Annotated in this window: 21 protein-coding genes; 2 read left to right on the forward strand and 19 right to left on the reverse strand. The window is 44.3% G+C overall.

The annotated features are described in order from the left end of the window. Positions 1-225: 225 nt before the first annotated feature. Both NYE72_RS27505 and NYE72_RS27510 read right to left on the reverse strand, forming a co-directional pair. Positions 226-456, reverse strand: coding sequence for a hypothetical protein (locus NYE72_RS27505; RefSeq protein ID WP_036680631.1), 231 nt, complete (start codon positions 454-456; stop codon positions 226-228). Between the two features lie 252 nt (positions 457-708). Beyond that, positions 709-1,320, reverse strand: coding sequence for a stage II sporulation protein M (locus NYE72_RS27510; RefSeq protein WP_036680630.1), 612 nt, complete (start codon positions 1,318-1,320; stop codon positions 709-711). Between the two features lie 108 nt (positions 1,321-1,428). On the opposite strand from NYE72_RS27510, the gene pdaB reads away from it, so the two are divergent. After that, complete coding sequence (gene pdaB / locus NYE72_RS27515) at positions 1,429-2,232, forward strand: polysaccharide deacetylase family sporulation protein PdaB (RefSeq protein ID WP_036680629.1); 804 nt, start codon at positions 1,429-1,431, stop codon at positions 2,230-2,232. Between the two features lie 50 nt (positions 2,233-2,282). Here pdaB and NYE72_RS27520 read toward each other — a convergent pair whose 3' ends face one another. Together NYE72_RS27520 and NYE72_RS27525 are read right to left on the reverse strand one after the other, a co-directional pair. Then, positions 2,283-3,104 (reverse strand): PPK2 family polyphosphate kinase, encoded by an 822-nt coding sequence (locus NYE72_RS27520; protein ID WP_339210883.1) that lies wholly within the window; start codon positions 3,102-3,104, stop codon positions 2,283-2,285. 243 nt (positions 3,105-3,347) lie between these two features. Then, complete coding sequence (locus NYE72_RS27525; RefSeq protein WP_038574906.1) at positions 3,348-3,938, reverse strand: KinB-signaling pathway activation protein; 591 nt, start codon at positions 3,936-3,938, stop codon at positions 3,348-3,350. A gap of 131 nt (positions 3,939-4,069) precedes the next feature. Between NYE72_RS27525 and gerD the strand changes: the two genes are divergently transcribed. Continuing rightward, the gene (gene gerD, locus NYE72_RS27530) at positions 4,070-4,756 is read left to right on the forward strand and encodes a spore germination lipoprotein GerD (RefSeq protein WP_036680627.1); all 687 of its coding nucleotides are present in this window, start codon (positions 4,070-4,072) and stop codon (positions 4,754-4,756) included. A gap of 59 nt (positions 4,757-4,815) precedes the next feature. Here the strand turns inward: gerD and NYE72_RS27535 are convergent, their stop codons facing one another. From NYE72_RS27535 to map, 15 genes are all read right to left on the reverse strand, one after another. Continuing rightward, positions 4,816-5,925, reverse strand: coding sequence for an Mrp/NBP35 family ATP-binding protein (locus NYE72_RS27535; RefSeq protein WP_036680625.1), 1,110 nt, complete (start codon positions 5,923-5,925; stop codon positions 4,816-4,818). Between the two features lie 90 nt (positions 5,926-6,015). Further along, positions 6,016-6,756: an N-acetylmuramoyl-L-alanine amidase CwlD gene (cwlD, locus tag NYE72_RS27540; protein ID WP_038573445.1), complete on the reverse strand. Its 741-nt coding sequence runs from the start codon at positions 6,754-6,756 to the stop codon at positions 6,016-6,018. A 78-nt stretch (positions 6,757-6,834) separates the two neighbouring features. After that, the gene (gene sat / locus NYE72_RS27545; RefSeq protein ID WP_339210885.1) at positions 6,835-8,004 is read right to left on the reverse strand and encodes a sulfate adenylyltransferase; all 1,170 of its coding nucleotides are present in this window, start codon (positions 8,002-8,004) and stop codon (positions 6,835-6,837) included. Between the two features lie 37 nt (positions 8,005-8,041). Next, positions 8,042-8,734 (reverse strand): phosphoadenylyl-sulfate reductase, encoded by a 693-nt coding sequence (locus NYE72_RS27550; RefSeq protein ID WP_036680616.1) that lies wholly within the window; start codon positions 8,732-8,734, stop codon positions 8,042-8,044. A gap of 228 nt (positions 8,735-8,962) precedes the next feature. Further along, positions 8,963-9,355 (reverse strand): 30S ribosomal protein S9, encoded by a 393-nt coding sequence (gene rpsI / locus NYE72_RS27555; RefSeq protein ID WP_025706574.1) that lies wholly within the window; start codon positions 9,353-9,355, stop codon positions 8,963-8,965. Positions 9,356-9,375: 20 nt separating this feature from the next. Beyond that, a complete protein-coding gene (rplM, locus tag NYE72_RS27560; protein WP_036680589.1) occupies positions 9,376-9,813 on the reverse strand; it encodes a 50S ribosomal protein L13 in 438 nt (145 codons plus the stop codon). A 229-nt stretch (positions 9,814-10,042) separates the two neighbouring features. After that, positions 10,043-10,825 carry a tRNA pseudouridine(38-40) synthase TruA gene (gene truA / locus NYE72_RS27565; protein ID WP_339210887.1) on the reverse strand — a complete coding sequence of 261 codons (783 nt, stop codon included), beginning with the start codon at positions 10,823-10,825 and terminating at the stop codon, positions 10,043-10,045. A 317-nt stretch (positions 10,826-11,142) separates the two neighbouring features. Next, a complete protein-coding gene (rplQ, locus tag NYE72_RS27570) occupies positions 11,143-11,508 on the reverse strand; it encodes a 50S ribosomal protein L17 (protein ID WP_019908254.1) in 366 nt (121 codons plus the stop codon). A 34-nt stretch (positions 11,509-11,542) separates the two neighbouring features. Then, complete coding sequence (locus tag NYE72_RS27575) at positions 11,543-12,487, reverse strand: DNA-directed RNA polymerase subunit alpha (RefSeq protein ID WP_036680585.1); 945 nt, start codon at positions 12,485-12,487, stop codon at positions 11,543-11,545. A 130-nt stretch (positions 12,488-12,617) separates the two neighbouring features. Then, positions 12,618-13,013 (reverse strand): 30S ribosomal protein S11, encoded by a 396-nt coding sequence (gene rpsK, locus NYE72_RS27580; protein ID WP_019908251.1) that lies wholly within the window; start codon positions 13,011-13,013, stop codon positions 12,618-12,620. Between the two features lie 19 nt (positions 13,014-13,032). Continuing rightward, positions 13,033-13,401 (reverse strand): 30S ribosomal protein S13, encoded by a 369-nt coding sequence (gene rpsM, locus NYE72_RS27585; RefSeq protein ID WP_036680583.1) that lies wholly within the window; start codon positions 13,399-13,401, stop codon positions 13,033-13,035. Positions 13,402-13,420: 19 nt separating this feature from the next. Beyond that, positions 13,421-13,534, reverse strand: a complete 114-nt coding sequence (gene rpmJ, locus NYE72_RS27590) for a 50S ribosomal protein L36 (protein ID WP_003322638.1) — start codon at positions 13,532-13,534, stop codon at positions 13,421-13,423. A 53-nt stretch (positions 13,535-13,587) separates the two neighbouring features. Then, positions 13,588-13,803: a translation initiation factor IF-1 gene (infA, locus tag NYE72_RS27595; RefSeq protein ID WP_036652996.1), complete on the reverse strand. Its 216-nt coding sequence runs from the start codon at positions 13,801-13,803 to the stop codon at positions 13,588-13,590. A 2-nt stretch (positions 13,804-13,805) separates the two neighbouring features. Then, positions 13,806-14,114: a KOW domain-containing RNA-binding protein gene (locus NYE72_RS27600; RefSeq protein ID WP_036680581.1), complete on the reverse strand. Its 309-nt coding sequence runs from the start codon at positions 14,112-14,114 to the stop codon at positions 13,806-13,808. A gap of 11 nt (positions 14,115-14,125) precedes the next feature. Then, positions 14,126-14,878 (reverse strand): type I methionyl aminopeptidase, encoded by a 753-nt coding sequence (gene map / locus NYE72_RS27605; protein ID WP_076099613.1) that lies wholly within the window; start codon positions 14,876-14,878, stop codon positions 14,126-14,128. Positions 14,879-14,882 lie beyond the last annotated feature (4 nt).

Here is a 14,882-nt window from a genome sequence, read left to right on the forward strand (position 1 = left end):
CGTTGTTTATCAGCGGCGACCTTTATAATATATCACAGTGTTAAGCTGTTTGGCAAGTCTTTTTTTTGAAAAATCTTTTTTTTCAATTTTTCTTGCCTTCCGCTTCCCTTTTACACAAGCAAAAGGAGCGCGAGATATAATTTATCATGAGCACTCCTTTTTAGTCAAGCTATTTTATTAAATAATCTGAAAACTTTATAAAACTGTAGCAATTCTCGTATATCTTCAGTGTTTATACTGAGAAGAACGTCCACCCCATGCATACTTGGAAAGCTCTTTCTGAGGAGCGAAGCGAGCATACATCCGGAATACAGTCTTATATCTATTAGCGATGGCGTGCCTGATATTTTGGTCCAAGCGCTGATCACTCAAATCTAACAGCATCTCATCTAGTTCTTTTCTCAAAACATAATCCAGTTCCTTGCATTCCTTTTCGTTAAACAACATTCCCAACATATGCTTGGCCTCCTTCATGAAGTTGCAATTAACACCTTCTCTAAACCCCCAAAACCTTTTTGCATAATCAGTAAGTACATCTCATGGAGAAAGCTGCCTTAAGATCCTCTTACACTAGATTAACCGGAGTCCTCTTTTTATAACCATAATTATTAAAAATTCCCTTTATGGTTTCGTCTCGATTATATACTCCTTACCTTTAGGCAATCCTTGGATGAACGCCCTTAATGTTATGCTCTATTCCCGGAAGTTTTATGATAAAAGTGAAAAAGTAATTGTACTTTCAATAATGGCTGCAACAAATAACAGGATTACAGTCCATATGGAAGCCGTAAGTGTTTGACGCATGAAAGCAGACCAGTCTGCGCTTCTCTCCTCTTTTCTATCTGTAGATCGAAATAAACTTGAAATCACTTTCCCGCCAAAATGCAGTCCAAAGGCACAAGCGATAATGATTGCCGGAATCTCTATAATCCCGTGTGGCAGTAATCCTTTTACGATTAAATCGAACAAATCCTGTCCTTGCAGTGCGGATAAATGTATCAAGTAGCCAATTACCGCTCCGTTTATAAATAAGAATATAGCTGGCAATATGCCGAACAACGCTCCCAGGAAAATAATAACCACGCCCTTGATGGCGTTATTCAAAAATATAAATACAAAGAAGTTCCATTGCGGATTAGAGGTGTCTCTTAAGTTTCCGCTGATCTCACTTAGCCCTTCCAATTGCTGAACCAATAGTTTTTCCAGACTACTTGTGGCTACCCAGCCAACAACCGCTCCTATTACGAAGAGCAGACAGGACAGCAGCAAAGCCTTGCGGATCGATTTAATATCTTTAACAAACGTGAAGAACGACAACATAAATACCTCCTGAAATTGTGATCTCTGTTTCTTAGGTCATAACCGTGCGGTACGAGCATACATTTAGAACAAACAAGCATTTCGCATGGGAGAGGAGCGCTGTCATTAATGAATTCTTTTTATGTATTCAGCGGCAAAAAGATCAAAAGGTTCATCTATATCTTCGCCGCTGTGCTTCTTGCTGCTGGAGTTGTCTATGTCGAGAGGGGTAATATCACCGTTTTTTCTGAGGCTGGACCTTCTGCCATTTACAGTGTGCCAACAGAGAAGAAGCTGATTGCCCTAACCTTCGATATTAGCTGGGGGGAAAAGAGACCCGAACCAATTTTGAAGGTACTTGAAGACAAGAAAGTGGACAAAGCCACCTTCTTCCTATCGTCACCATGGAGTAAGACTCACCCGGATATTGTAACAAGCATCAAAAACGCAGGATTCGAAATTGGCAGTCATGGCCATAAACACGTCAATTACAGCACTCTAAGTAACGAAGAGATTCGCACTCAGATCACAACGGCTCACACTGTGCTTACAGAATTAACCGGTAAAGAACCCAATCTAATTCGTATGCCTAATGGTGATTTTGACAAAAGAGTTCTGCAAGTGGCCAATGATCTTGGTTACAAAGTCATCCAGTGGGACACAGACTCTCTAGACTGGAAGAACATAGGTGTAGACAATATCGTGAAGCGTGTAACTACTAAAGCACATCCTGGTGATATCGTTCTACTGCATGCCAGCGATTCCTGCAAACAAACTCACGAAGCTCTTCCGCAAATTATCGATGAGCTCCGCAGACAAGGTTATGAATTCGTTACCGTCTCTGAGCTGATCAGCCAAAGCAACGCAGAGGGTAAAGAGGTTCGTGACTCGGCCTCACTAAATAGTGCCTTAGAGGATGCTGCTGGGCTGTAACGCTCCTCCCAATCTTAGGTACCGCAATAGATGTTGGTCTTATCCAAATATTAATGACGCGGGGAAATGAGCTCCGATATGTCGGGTGTGGGGGTATTCAGCTTCGGATAGCTCAGATCCAGACTCTCCAGTGTCTTTACAACGATGGATAAGGCCAAATAGTTGCGGTACCATTGATGATTGGCTGGTATCCAGTACCAGGGTGCTTTATCAATACTAGACTCCTTAAAAACATCTACATATGCCTCTTGGTAATCATCCCAAAAATCCCGCTCCTGTAGATCACTTGCGTCGAATTTCCAGTGTTTTTTGGGATCTTCAAGCCGTTCTTTGATTTTCTTAAGCTGCTTTTCTTTTGAAATATGCAGAAAAAGCTTGATAATTGTCGTTCCCTCTTCCACCAGCATCTCCTCAAACTGCCGTATGTAACGAAAGCGGCGCTTCAAGTCATCCTTTTTCAGTCCCCCATGTACCCGCGGTACCAATACATCTTCATAGTGTGAGCGGTTAAATGCAGAGATGTAGCCTTTAGGGGGGGTCTTTTGATGCACTCTCCATAAGAAATCGTGAGCTTCTTCCTCCAGAGAAGGTTTCTTGAAGCTGGTCACTATAAAGCCTTGTGGATTAATCCCTGAAAAAATATGTTTAACTGTTCCATCCTTACCGCTGGAATCCATCCCTTGCAGAATTACGAGCAGTGAGTGCTTTTTCTGTGCAAAAAGAATATCTTGAAGTTCTGCCAACCGTTCCTTTAACTGCTCTGTTTTGGCTTCTGCTTCTTTTTTTGATTTAAAGTTACCTGTATCGTCCGGGTCCAGCTTGTTAAGCTGGATTTCATTTGTGTCTTTTATCATATAGCGCTTGATGTCCATATATTCCCCTCCTGAAAGTTTTGTGAGCGATGCTACGCTTTGTATTACTACGTACAAAACTCGCTTCGGAAGCATCTACTTAGTTTTGTGAGCGTTGCTACACACAAAGAATCCGCTCTATTGTTCTTTAAGATTAACCTCCTCCAGCGGATTTTAATCGTTAGGATACATTCTAGAGCAAAAAACCCCGTCTTCTGAAGGCCAGAGCACGGGGTTCATGATTTGCTGAATTCGCCCCAGCCTTTATCCGGCTGCCGGCTTGAGAATACGGTGAAGCATCAAAATTTGGAATGCATTACAGGCGATGAGCGGAACAACAATAAACACTGTCGCACTATCAACACCTATACGGAGCACGCCGATAATTTCCACAATTGAAATAGCTGTCATAAAAAAGAGGGTGGGAATCCAAGCTGAGATGTTTGTACTTTTCACTTTGAAATAAGACACAATAATGGCAGCTAACAAAATAAAGATTCCTAATATTAGATCAGACAAGACACTTCTTTCCCCGCCAACGACGGTACGCAAAAAAATCAGTTCAAGCAATGCGAGCACAGAAAGAACCAGTTGTATGTATTTCCAAATTTTTGGTGGGAAAACACCATTGCCCATGTAATTCAAAATTAGATAAGCAAAAAAACCAAGTTGCGCATAAACACTGACAAGCATACCGTAGCCGAATAGTATCAGCGGGTATAAAAAGAAATCAGCGACACTTTTGAAATCAATTCGACCGTTCACGAATTGCAGTGCCAGACCTGCGATTACTGCTCCACCCGCTCCTATTAGAAGGGTTGTCCAAAATAAATAAAACCATTTTTTTATACTCAGCCACTTCACCTCCCCTATGTCAGATTTATTTTACCAAGGATACCGACAAAACACCATTACATCAGCAACATAAATGTGTGTTAATGCGGCATAATACAACTGGAGAATCCTAATAAAGGAGGGCAGCGCCAATGAAATGGAGATTTATCGGATCTGTGGGTTTGGCTTTAAGCTTTGTTATGGCCTTAACGGCTTGCGGAAGTGAGCAGAGCAGTTCTTCTTCTGGTCAGGGCAGTTATAAAGAAATGAAGACCATGGTTATTGATATATTAAAAAGTGAAGATGGAAAAAAAGCAGTTGAGGAATCATTATCAAATTCCAGTTCTGGAGGCACCAGCGGAATGAGTATGAAAATGATGCCACTTCAAACAACAGAGGATATAAAAACCGCTGTTAAAGATACCCTCACTGCACCGGAATATCAAAAGGAAATCGAGAAAATTATGACTGATCCCAAGTTCGCAGGCGATTTTGCTAAAGCCATTCAATCACAAAGCAAAGAATTGCACCTGCAACTAATTAAAGATCCCACATATCAAAAATCCGTCGAAGAAATCATGAAGTCTCCAGAAATGATGACCATGTTTCTTAATCTAACCAAAACACCTGACTACCGAAAGCAATCCATGAAGACCATCCAGGAATCTATGCAGACTCCATTATTCCGGATGGAGGTATTGAATTTACTTAAAAAGGTCGTTCAGGACGAGCTCGAACCAAAGGAACAGAAAAAGGGCGGCGAAAGCGGCGATAAACAGGAAGGCAGCGGCAGCGGTGGTGAAAGTGGCAGCGGTAGCGGCGATGATTCAAGCACATAACAAAAAAGAGGCCTTATCCCACCTAACAAAGTGGGACGGCCTCTTTTTATGCACAATAATTAGTGCTCATATTTCGCAATCAGCTTTTCGGCGATATCAGCAAACAACAAGGCAGTTGGTGTGTCTTCCTTGTATACAGAAGGTGAGAAATCCGGTTCAGAAATATGGTTGTCCGGTGCGCCCAATGGAACTTGTGCAAGCAGCTCCGTATGGAGTGTCTCCGCAAGCCGCGCGCCTCCACCTCTGCCAAAAATATAATCTTTTTTACCACAGTCTTTACACTCATAATAAGCCATGTTCTCAATGACTCCAATAATCTCATGTTCTGTCTGCAGAGCCATAGAGCCCGCTCTAGCCGCCACAAACGCTGCGGTAGCATGAGGGGTCGTAACAATAATCTCTTTGCTGTGAGGGAGCATCTGATGTACGTCAAGCGCCACATCACCTGTACCTGGAGGAAGATCAAGCAGCATATAATCAAGTTCTCCCCAGCCCACATCACCAAAGAATTGGCGCAGCATTTTGCCAAGCATAGGTCCCCGCCAAATTACCGGACTATTCTCACGGATAAAGAAGCCCATAGACATGACCTTCACTCCGAAACGTTCCACAGGAATAATGATTCCCTCTTCTACAACGGGGCCCTCTTCGATTCCCATCATATCAGGGATGCTAAACCCATAAATGTCCGCATCAATCAATCCAACCTTTTTACCTTTTCTAGCCAGAGCTACTGCCAAATTCACAGTAACCGTAGACTTTCCAACCCCGCCTTTACCACTGGCAATGGCGATAAAGTTAACACCAGAGTTCTCATTGATTAATTCATGATCGTCAAGGCCTGCTGCATGTCCCTTAAGTTTCCCCGGTTCATCAGCCAATGGCTCTTCCCCAGCACTCTCTCCGCGAAGCAGAGCACGTTCATAATCGGTTGCATCACGCAGCCGGATATGTACATTAGTGACTCCACCCGCTTCAAGCAACTCACGAACCTGTTGTTCTAGGTCCATGCGACTTTGCTCTTCAGGATCCAGACATACGATTGACAAAGAAATACGATCTTCTTTAATCATAATGTCACGGATCAGCTGTAGTTCCACAAGGCTTTTTCCGGTTTCCGGGTCTGTTAATGACTGCAGTATTTCCTGGATATGTTCCCTAGTCAGCATGGAAAGCACCTCTGTTTCCTTTCCGGAGGAGAATTCTTCCGGAGTTTTTGTCTATTATAGCATTACCCATCTCCTGATGAGTAGTCCCGGCTACTCGGAAGCATAACGAAGAATGCCACGATATATGCTAGTCGCTACCTTGCGTTGATAAACATCATCTCCGAGCAGAACTGATTCCTGAGGGTGCGACAAGAAACCGACCTCTACAAGGATCGCAGGTATTTTTAATGCTTTTAATAGATAAACAGTATTTACAGTCTTAGCTACACGATCAGTATTTTCCAGGGTAGTCTTCAGCTCACTCTGTACAAACTCTGCTATAGCTTTATTATCCTTGTGATTGGGATAGTAAAAGGTCTGCGCCCCGCTCCACCGGTTCGAAGGCACACTGTTCATATGAACGCTTATAAAAAGATCTGCGCCCTTCTCTTCAATGCTTCTTACTCTTTGCTTAAGATCTTCAGTCTTGCGCTTAGAATAGCCCTTAGTGCCCTCCTGAGCCAAATCATAATCCCCTTCACGGGTCATCACAACAATAGCCCCTGCCTGTTGCAGGTAATCACGTAAATAAAGAGAGACCGCAAGATTAATGTCTTTCTCAATTAGCCCTTCCCGGCTAACTGCCCCTCCATCTGCTCCCCCATGTCCAGCGTCGATAGCGATCACTTTACCAGACAAAGGAAGACTCCAATAATTTAACGTTTTGGCAGTAGGCATGTCATACGCTATAATGCCGATCATTATAGCCAGCAGTGTCGCGCCCAGCATACATTTTTTGATACTGCTCCATGAGATCCAAACCGAGACTTTACTGTGTTTTCGGCCAGACATAACAAAGACCCCCTCGTCCCGATAGATAATACTCATCTATATGGGACAAGAAGGCCAAATAGTACTAGCTAACGATGATTAAGCTGTTACTTCTTGAGTCATGCCTTCAATTAGAATCTGCGCAACCTCAGGTCGCGTAAATTCAGGAGGTGGACATTGACCCTCCCGAAGCAAAGCCCGTACCTTTGTACCCGACAAAGTCATATGATCATCGCCAGGATGCGGGCAGGTTTTACTGGAAGCCATATTTCCGCATTTTTTACAGAAGAAGCTGTGTTCAAAAAATAATGGAGTAATATCAAGTTCCTCAGCGGTAAAATTCGCGAAAATTTCTTGTGCTTCATAAGTTCCGTAGTAATCACCTACACCCGCATGGTCACGTCCGACAATAAAATGGGTGCAGCCGTAATTTTTGCGAACCATAGCATGAAAAATCGCTTCTCTCGGACCAGCATAACGCATGGCCGCCGGGAAAACACCTAGAAAGGTACGATCCTCAGGATAATAATTCTCCAAAAGCGCCAGGTAGCTCTTCATTCGTACATTTGCCGGTACATCATCAGACTTCGTCTCACCCACAAGCGGGTTTAAGAACAGAGCGTCTACAACCTCCATAGCGCACTTCTGAATATATTCATGTGCACGATGAACTGGGTTACGCGTCTGGAAGCCTACAACTGTTCTCCAGCCTTTGTCTGCAAATATCTTACGCGTAGCTGAAGGGTCAAAATAAAATTCTCCGAACTTTTCTGGCTGAGGTCTATTCAGCACTGTAATTGGTCCTCCTACATAGGTAGCCGGGCGGGCCAACAGCTTACTTACTCCTGGATGTTCAGGGTCTGTTGTTTTGAATACATTTTGCGCTTCAAGATTTTGATCAACCGTATAAATACTCTCAATATCCAATAAACCGTAGATCTCGCCATCCTCTTCACCGATTAGAGATACTTTGTCTCCAATAGCTAAACCAGAGACCACATCCTCTTCTACAGCAAGTGTTATTGGAATGCTCCACACTGTGCCATCTGCTAAACGCATGTTTTTGACTACGGAGTGATAATCTTGTTCATTCAAAAATCCAGTTAGTGGAGAAAATGCACCTACCGCTATTAGATCCAAATCAGATAAAGTCCAGGTGTTCACGGCAATCGCCTTATATTCACGTGCAAGCTGCAGCAATTCTTCTCTTTCTGTACCCTCTACTACACGGTTAACTAATGTTCCGCCATGCGGACGTATTGAAGTCATTATCGTCTCTCCTTCTGGGTTCTCACGGGGATAGGTCTTACTTGTGTAATCCGCACTCAGTCTTCTCTGATCCAGCCCAACGTCCAGCACGCGGATCTTCACCAGGCATAACCTGACGTGTACATTGCTCACAGCCGATACTTGGATAGTTACGGTCATGTAGAGGGTTATAAATTACATCATTTTCACGAATATAGTTCCATACATCCTCAGTTGTCCAATCCGCAATTGGATTAAACTTAACCAAACCAAATTTATAATCATACTCAACCTTTTTGGCATTAGCACGGGTAGGCGCTTGGTCACGACGAATGCCTGTAATCCAAGCTTCATATTGAGATAGGATACGAGTCAGCGGCTCTACTTTACGAATCCCACAACATTGGTTAGGATCTACTGTCCATAACGCATCACCGTGTTGAAGTGCTTGCTCCTGCGGAGTGATTTGTGGAGACACTCGTACGAACTCCAGCCCGTATTTATCCGCCATCAAATCTCTGGTCTCATAGGTTTCCTTAAAATGATAATCTGTATCGAGATAAAAGACGTCTGTAGACGGACTAACTTTGTGAAGCATATCAACTAGCACTACATCTTCGGCACCAAAGCTGCAGGCAAAAGTAATGTTAGGAAATGTTTCTACAGCCCAGCGGATAATTTCCTCGGGTGAAGCAGTTTCTAATTCTTCGGCCTTAACTTTGATTAAATCCTCTTTCTCGAGCAGGTTCATTAAGGTATTCCTCCATCCAAAATATTAATCGTATGAATAAATGAGGTAAAAGAAGTAATAAAACCAACTAATTCTATATGAAATAGTATATAACTTTTACTGAGGAAGTCAATGCGTTTCAACCGTTAGAATTAGTAAATAGATGCAAAAAAAGCCCATTTCTTGTGGAAAGGGGCAATAAAAAATAAAACCCTCGGCCATAAGGCCAAGGGTTGAATTCTGTAGATATTAACGTTTCGAGAACTGAGGCGCACGACGTGCAGCCTTCAAGCCGTATTTCTTACGTTCCTTCATACGTGGGTCACGAGTCAGGAAGCCGGCTTTCTTCAATGCACCGCGATATTCAGGGTCAACTTTAAGCAATGCACGGGAAATACCGTGACGAATTGCTCCAGCTTGACCGGAAATGCCGCCACCATGTGCAAGAACGATTACATCGTAGTTGCCCAGTGTTTCAGTCAGGTTCAAAGGTTGTTTTACGATCATTTTCAGTGTTTCCACACCGAAATATTCGTCCATCTCACGTTTGTTAATGACAATGCGTCCTTCACCCGGTACAAGGCGAACACGTGCTACCGAATGTTTACGACGACCTGTCCCATAGTATTGTACTTGTGCCATGAAACTGTCCTCCTCTATTCTTATCCGCGAAGTTCGTAAACTTCAGGTTTTTGTGCTGCATGTGGATGCTCGGCGCCTGCATATACTTTCAATCTCAGCTTCATGTGGTCCCCTTGACGAGTCTTAGGAATCATACCATGAACCGCGAATTCAATTACGCGTTCTGGTTTAGTGTTCAGCAGAGTTTCAGCATTAGTAACTTTCAAACCACCTGGGTGCATCGAGTGACGGTAGTATTTTTTGTTTTGCAATTTCTTACCGGTCAAGTGAATTTTCTCAGCGTTGATTACGATAACGAAATCTCCTGTATCAACGTGTGGAGTGAATTGCGGTTTGTGTTTGCCACGGATCAAAGCAGCGGCTTCGCTGGCCAAACGACCGAGTGTTTTGCCTTCGGCATCAATAATGTGCCAATTGCGTTCAACTTCGTTCGGCTTCGCCATATAGGTGGTACGCATGAATGTTTCCTCCTTGTTCTCGTACGAAAATCTTCTGTTTCGTATATCTTGTTTCTCATTGAATTACGATTATGTGAGTTAAGCAAAGCATTTTTTTGGCATTTTCCTGATCGGGGCTGTGGGATAGCCATCAAGAAAACACAACTTTTATATTACAGTATAAACATAACAAGTGCAAGTGATTTTTAAACATTTAGCCTATTAATTAGGAAGAAATTTATAGAAAAAACTATTCACTTTCAATCTCGTCATATTCAACACTCCACAAAGCTAACCCCATGGCCACAGCTGTTGGACCAGCATGTGATCGATCACATGCTGTCAATATTTCAGCAACCTTATCAGCAGGTATTTTACCTTCCCCCACATGGATCAAAGTCCCCATAATAATGCGAACCATGTGCTGAAGAAATCCACTACCCGTTATATAAGTATGGATAACTCCTTGATCTGATGAAGAGGGTCGGCACATACTGCGATCTACTTCCATATGAGCTTCAAAGATCGTTCGTACATGAGAAGTCTTCGTAGACCGTCGTGATGCAAACGAAGTGAAGTCATGTGTCCCTATAATTTGCGTTAAGCCTTGCTGCATCGCAGGAATATCCAACTTCACTGGATGGTGAAGCTGCCAGCGCCGTTGAAACGGATCTGGAAACCTGTTGCCATTAATCGTGTATCGGTAAGTTTTACGCTTAGCCCCTCTACGAGAGTGAAACGTTAGCGGAACTTCCCTAGCCTCTGTAACCACGATGTCTTGTGGCAGCCGGGCATTAAGCGCTAGACACCAACGTTCAGTTGGGATTCGAGAGGAGGTTGTAAAGTTAAAAGGCTGGCCATAGGCATGTACTCCGGCATCTGTACGGCCTGAAGCAGTAATCTTAAGCTTCTCACCTGTCAGATGGAGTATGGCTTGCTCCAGCCGATCCTGAATCGTATTGCCCTGAGGCTGGGTCTGAAAGCCATCATAATTCGTTCCGTCATAATTGACCTTCATCAATAGATTACGCATTCCGTTCTCCTTTTTAAACCGGTCAGCAGAACGTCGATCGAAGCACTGTCTGATCTTCTATTTGAAGAAATGGCTTCGCCGTCCCTGGAAGGACGGCATCCATTTTTCATATATAGAACTACAAGTCCTATAGGATCCTTAATTTCAAAAAAAAGAGCCCCTGCGGGAGCTCCTTCAATTGAACCAAGGTGATTCCCACGGTTATTAGTACAGCAGAGTCTTGCGCCTCTGCAGCACAATAACGCTGATATTTCCCCCATCTTTACTCCAAAGAGGGCTGGATGAAAGGGAAGCATCGGAAATCAATACTTGTGATACTACGCGCGGTCTACCAATTCAAGATAAACCATAGGCGCAGCGTCGCCACGACGAGGTCCTAGTTTAAGGATACGAGTGTATCCACCTGGACGCTCAGTGTAACGAGGAGCAATGTCAGAGAACAATTTTTGAATTGCATCTTGTTCACCATCAACAGTCTCGCGGCGAACAAATGCAGCTACTTGACGACGAGCATGAAGATCACCTTTTTTAGCTTTAGTGATCAGCTTTTCAGCGATAGAACGAACTTCTTTCGCTTTAGCTTCCGTTGTTTGGATGCGCTCGTATAAAAACAGATCCGTTACCATGTCGCGAAATAACGCTTTACGCGCACTGGAATCACGGCCCAATTTTTGGTATGCCATTGTGTTTTCCCTCCTTTACTAAAGCAATCTGCAGCTATTCTTCTGTGCGGAGACCCAAACCAAGTTCCTCAAGCTTTTCCTGAACTTCTTCCAAAGATTTGCGACCAAGGTTACGCACCTTCATCATATCTTCTTCAGTCTTCGTGGTAAGCTCTTGTACGGTATTAATACCAGCACGTTTGAGGCAGTTGTAGGAACGAACAGAAAGATCAAGCTCTTCGATTGTCATCTCAAGTACTTTTTCTTTTTTGTCTTCTTCTTTTTCAACCATAATTTCGGCGTCTTTCGCTTCGTCCGTAAGACCTACGAACAGAACGAGGTGCTCGTTCAAAATTTTGGCTCCGAGGCTTACAGCCTCTTCCGGTCTGATACTTCCATCCGTCCAAATTTCAAGCGTCAATTTGTCGTAGTTGGTCACTTGACCAACACGTGTATTGTCTATGCCGTAGTTAACGCGTGAAATTGGAGTGTAGATGGAGTCAACTGGAATAACACCAATTGGCTGATCGTCACGTTTGTTCCGGTCCGCTTGGACATAGCCGCGACCACGGCCTGCAAAAATACGCATATGAAGTCTCGCACCAGGTCCCAGCGTTGCAATGTGAAGATCCGGATTGAGGATCTCAACATCGCTGTCCGCACGGATATCACCTGCGGTAACGATGCCTTCCCCTTCAGCATCAATCTCGAACACTTTTTCCTCGTCTGAATGAATCTTCAGAGACAAGGCTTTAAGGTTCAGAATGATTTCCGTCACATCTTCCATTACGCCTGGAACGGTCGAGAACTCATGCAGAACGCCGTCAATTTGGACCGAAGTCACTGCGGCTCCTGGAAGCGAAGAAAGCAATATCCGGCGAAGCGAGTTCCCCAGAGTCGTGCCATACCCACGTTCCAGCGGTTCAACTACGAATTTCCCATAGGTACCTTCATCATTAGCTTCTACGGTCTCAATCTTCGGCTTTTCGATTTCTATCACGAGTTTACCCCTCCTTCAACGTCGCTCCTATATGAAACTGTCACCCCATCAGGTGCATCATGTAGTATGCCTAAACACCTATTATTAGCAGATGCGTCAGAATTATACCACATTCACAATACTGATTTCACTATACGCGACGACGCTTAGGCGGACGGCATCCATTGTGAGGAACCGGAGTTACGTCTTTAATAAGGTTAACTTCAAGCCCTGCAGCTTGAAGGGAACGGATGGCTGCTTCGCGGCCCGCGCCCGGTCCTTTAACCATAACCTCAACCGACTTCATGCCGTGCTCCATAGCTGCTTTAGCTGCTGATTCAGCTGCCATTTGCGCTGCGAATGGAGTGGACTTACGGGAACCTTTAAATCCTTGGCCGCCGGAGCTTGCCCAGGAAATTGCATTTCCGTGAGGATCCGTGATGGTAACGATGGTGTTGTTGAACGTGGAACGAATATGTGCCACGCCGGATTCGATATTTTTACGGTCGCGACGTTTGGTACGTACGACTTTTTTCGGTTTAGCCATTGTCTCTTATCCCCCCTTATTATTTCTTTTTGTTTGCTACCGTACGACGCGGGCCTTTCCGGGTACGGGCATTCGTTTTAGTACGTTGACCGCGAACAGGCAATCCACGACGGTGGCGAACACCGCGGTAACAGCCGATCTCAGTAAGACGTTTAATATTTAAGGAAATTTCACGACGCAGGTCACCTTCAACCTTAACCGTTTTGTCGATCGTTTCACGCAGTTTGCTGACTTCATCTTCCGTCAAATCACGGACACGTGTATTAGCGCTAATGCCTGTTTCATTAAGAATTTTCTGAGAAGTCGTTTTACCGATTCCGAAAATATAAGTCAAGGCGATCTCAACGCGTTTGTCACGTGGCAAATCCACTCCAGCTATACGAGCCATTTTACGCTACACCCCCTTCTTAACCTTGTTTTTGTTTGTGTTTCGGATTTTCGCAAATCACCATAACAGTCCCTTTGCGGCGGATTACTTTACATTTCTCGCAAATGGGCTTTACAGAAGGTCTTACCTTCATGTTAATTACCTCCTCAAAGTTTTGCGAAGCAAAACTTTTTTCGTAGTTCCCATCTATTTACGGTAAGTTATACGACCTTTTGATAAATCATAAGGCGATAACTGCACGACCACTTTGTCTCCGGTCAAAATACGGATAAAGTGCATCCGCAATTTACCGGATACATGGGCAAGTATTTGATGACCGTTCTCAAGCTCAACCTTAAACGTTGCGTTTGGCAACGGTTCAAGGACAGTACCTTCTACTTCAATGACATCTTCCTTAGCCACAGTTAGTCTCCTTTCTCATCAGCACTTATTCCGGTGGGTCCAGCATACTTCATGACTGCGAATCGCAGCTTTCCGTTTGTTACCCGTCCAGTTTCCTTCAAACTGTCCACAACCTCACTGCTGATGAAGGGTATGAGCTCAAGATGAAGAATATTCTTCTTCTTTGGCCCATCAAACTTACGTTTGTCTCCATCTGCAATGTATACAAATCTGCTATCAACAACTGCGATAACAACGGCTGCCTCTCCGGCATCTTTGCCTTTGAGAATTCTCACTAATTGACCAACCTGCGGGCTGCTCACAGTATTCAAGTGGAGATCACCTACGCATTCAGTTTTGTGAAAATTTCCATGCCGTCCGGAGTAACTGCTACTGTATGCTCGAAGTGAGCACATAGTGAGCCATCAACCGTAACGACAGTCCAGTTATCTTCCAGTGTTCTGACATGTCTCTTTCCTGCGTTTACCATCGGCTCAATCGCGAGCACCATACCCGGTTTCAGACGTGGTCCGCGGTCCGCTATGCCATAATTCGGAATTTGCGGTTCTTCATGCAGTTTTGCCCCAATACCATGACCAACATACTCACGTACGACTGAGAAACCAGCCTCTTCGATGTATTGCTGAATAGCATGGGAGATTGTAAACAAGCGCACATCCGGCTTAACTAACGCCAGTCCCGCGTACAAGGAGCCTTCCGTAACGTCCAGCAAACGCTGAGCCTCTTCGGAAATGCTGCCCACACCGTAGGTCCAGGCGGAATCACCGTGATAACCGCGGTACTCTGCACCGATATCCAGCGTAACAATATCGCCTTCGATCAGTTTACGTTTACCTGGAAATCCATGCACTAATTGTTCGTTGACTGAAGCGCAAATGCTGGCAGGAAAACCGTTGTAGCCTTTGAAAGACGGCACAGCATCTTGACTGCGAATGTATTGATCGGCGATTCTGTCGAGCTCGCCCGTTGTAATGCCAGGCTCAATGGCCAGAGCAATAAGACGGTGACTCTCGGCAACAATTCGACCAGCTTCCCTCATAAAGGCAAGTTCCTGTTCGGATTTACAAATGATCATTACA

It is taken from the genome of Paenibacillus sp. FSL L8-0333 (assembly GCF_037965665.1).
Lineage (GTDB): Bacteria > Bacillota > Bacilli > Paenibacillales > Paenibacillaceae > Paenibacillus_AQ > Paenibacillus_AQ odorifer.

Bases quoted from the DNA above. Each gene is read 5' to 3' on its own strand.
- NYE72_RS27520 (WP_339210883.1), bottom strand. From the start codon at position 3,104: ATGGACATCAAGCGCTATATGATAAAAGACACAAATGAAATCCAGCTT.
- rpsK (WP_019908251.1), bottom strand. From the start codon at position 13,013: ATGGCTAAACCGAAAAAAGTCGTACGTACCAAACGTCGCGACCGTAAA.
- rpsM (WP_036680583.1), bottom strand. From the start codon at position 13,401: ATGGCTCGTATAGCTGGAGTGGATTTGCCACGTGACAAACGCGTTGAG.
- pdaB (WP_036680629.1), top strand. From the start codon at position 1,429: ATGAATTCTTTTTATGTATTCAGCGGCAAAAAGATCAAAAGGTTCATC.
- NYE72_RS27550 (WP_036680616.1), bottom strand. From the start codon at position 8,734: ATGAACCTGCTCGAGAAAGAGGATTTAATCAAAGTTAAGGCCGAAGAA.
- NYE72_RS27505 (WP_036680631.1), bottom strand. From the start codon at position 456: ATGTTGGGAATGTTGTTTAACGAAAAGGAATGCAAGGAACTGGATTAT.
- rpmJ (WP_003322638.1), bottom strand. From the start codon at position 13,534: ATGAAGGTAAGACCTTCTGTAAAGCCCATTTGCGAGAAATGTAAAGTA.
- rpsI (WP_025706574.1), bottom strand. From the start codon at position 9,355: ATGGCACAAGTACAATACTATGGGACAGGTCGTCGTAAACATTCGGTA.
- gerD (WP_036680627.1), top strand. From the start codon at position 4,070: ATGAAATGGAGATTTATCGGATCTGTGGGTTTGGCTTTAAGCTTTGTT.
- rplQ (WP_019908254.1), bottom strand. From the start codon at position 11,508: ATGGCATACCAAAAATTGGGCCGTGATTCCAGTGCGCGTAAAGCGTTA.
- map (WP_076099613.1), bottom strand. From the start codon at position 14,878: ATGATCATTTGTAAATCCGAACAGGAACTTGCCTTTATGAGGGAAGCT.
- truA (WP_339210887.1), bottom strand. From the start codon at position 10,825: ATGCGTAATCTATTGATGAAGGTCAATTATGACGGAACGAATTATGAT.
- rplM (WP_036680589.1), bottom strand. From the start codon at position 9,813: ATGCGTACCACCTATATGGCGAAGCCGAACGAAGTTGAACGCAATTGG.
- cwlD (WP_038573445.1), bottom strand. From the start codon at position 6,756: ATGTCTGGCCGAAAACACAGTAAAGTCTCGGTTTGGATCTCATGGAGC.
- NYE72_RS27510 (WP_036680630.1), bottom strand. From the start codon at position 1,320: ATGTTGTCGTTCTTCACGTTTGTTAAAGATATTAAATCGATCCGCAAG.
- sat (WP_339210885.1), bottom strand. From the start codon at position 8,004: ATGACTTCAATACGTCCGCATGGCGGAACATTAGTTAACCGTGTAGTA.
- NYE72_RS27535 (WP_036680625.1), bottom strand. From the start codon at position 5,925: ATGCTGACTAGGGAACATATCCAGGAAATACTGCAGTCATTAACAGAC.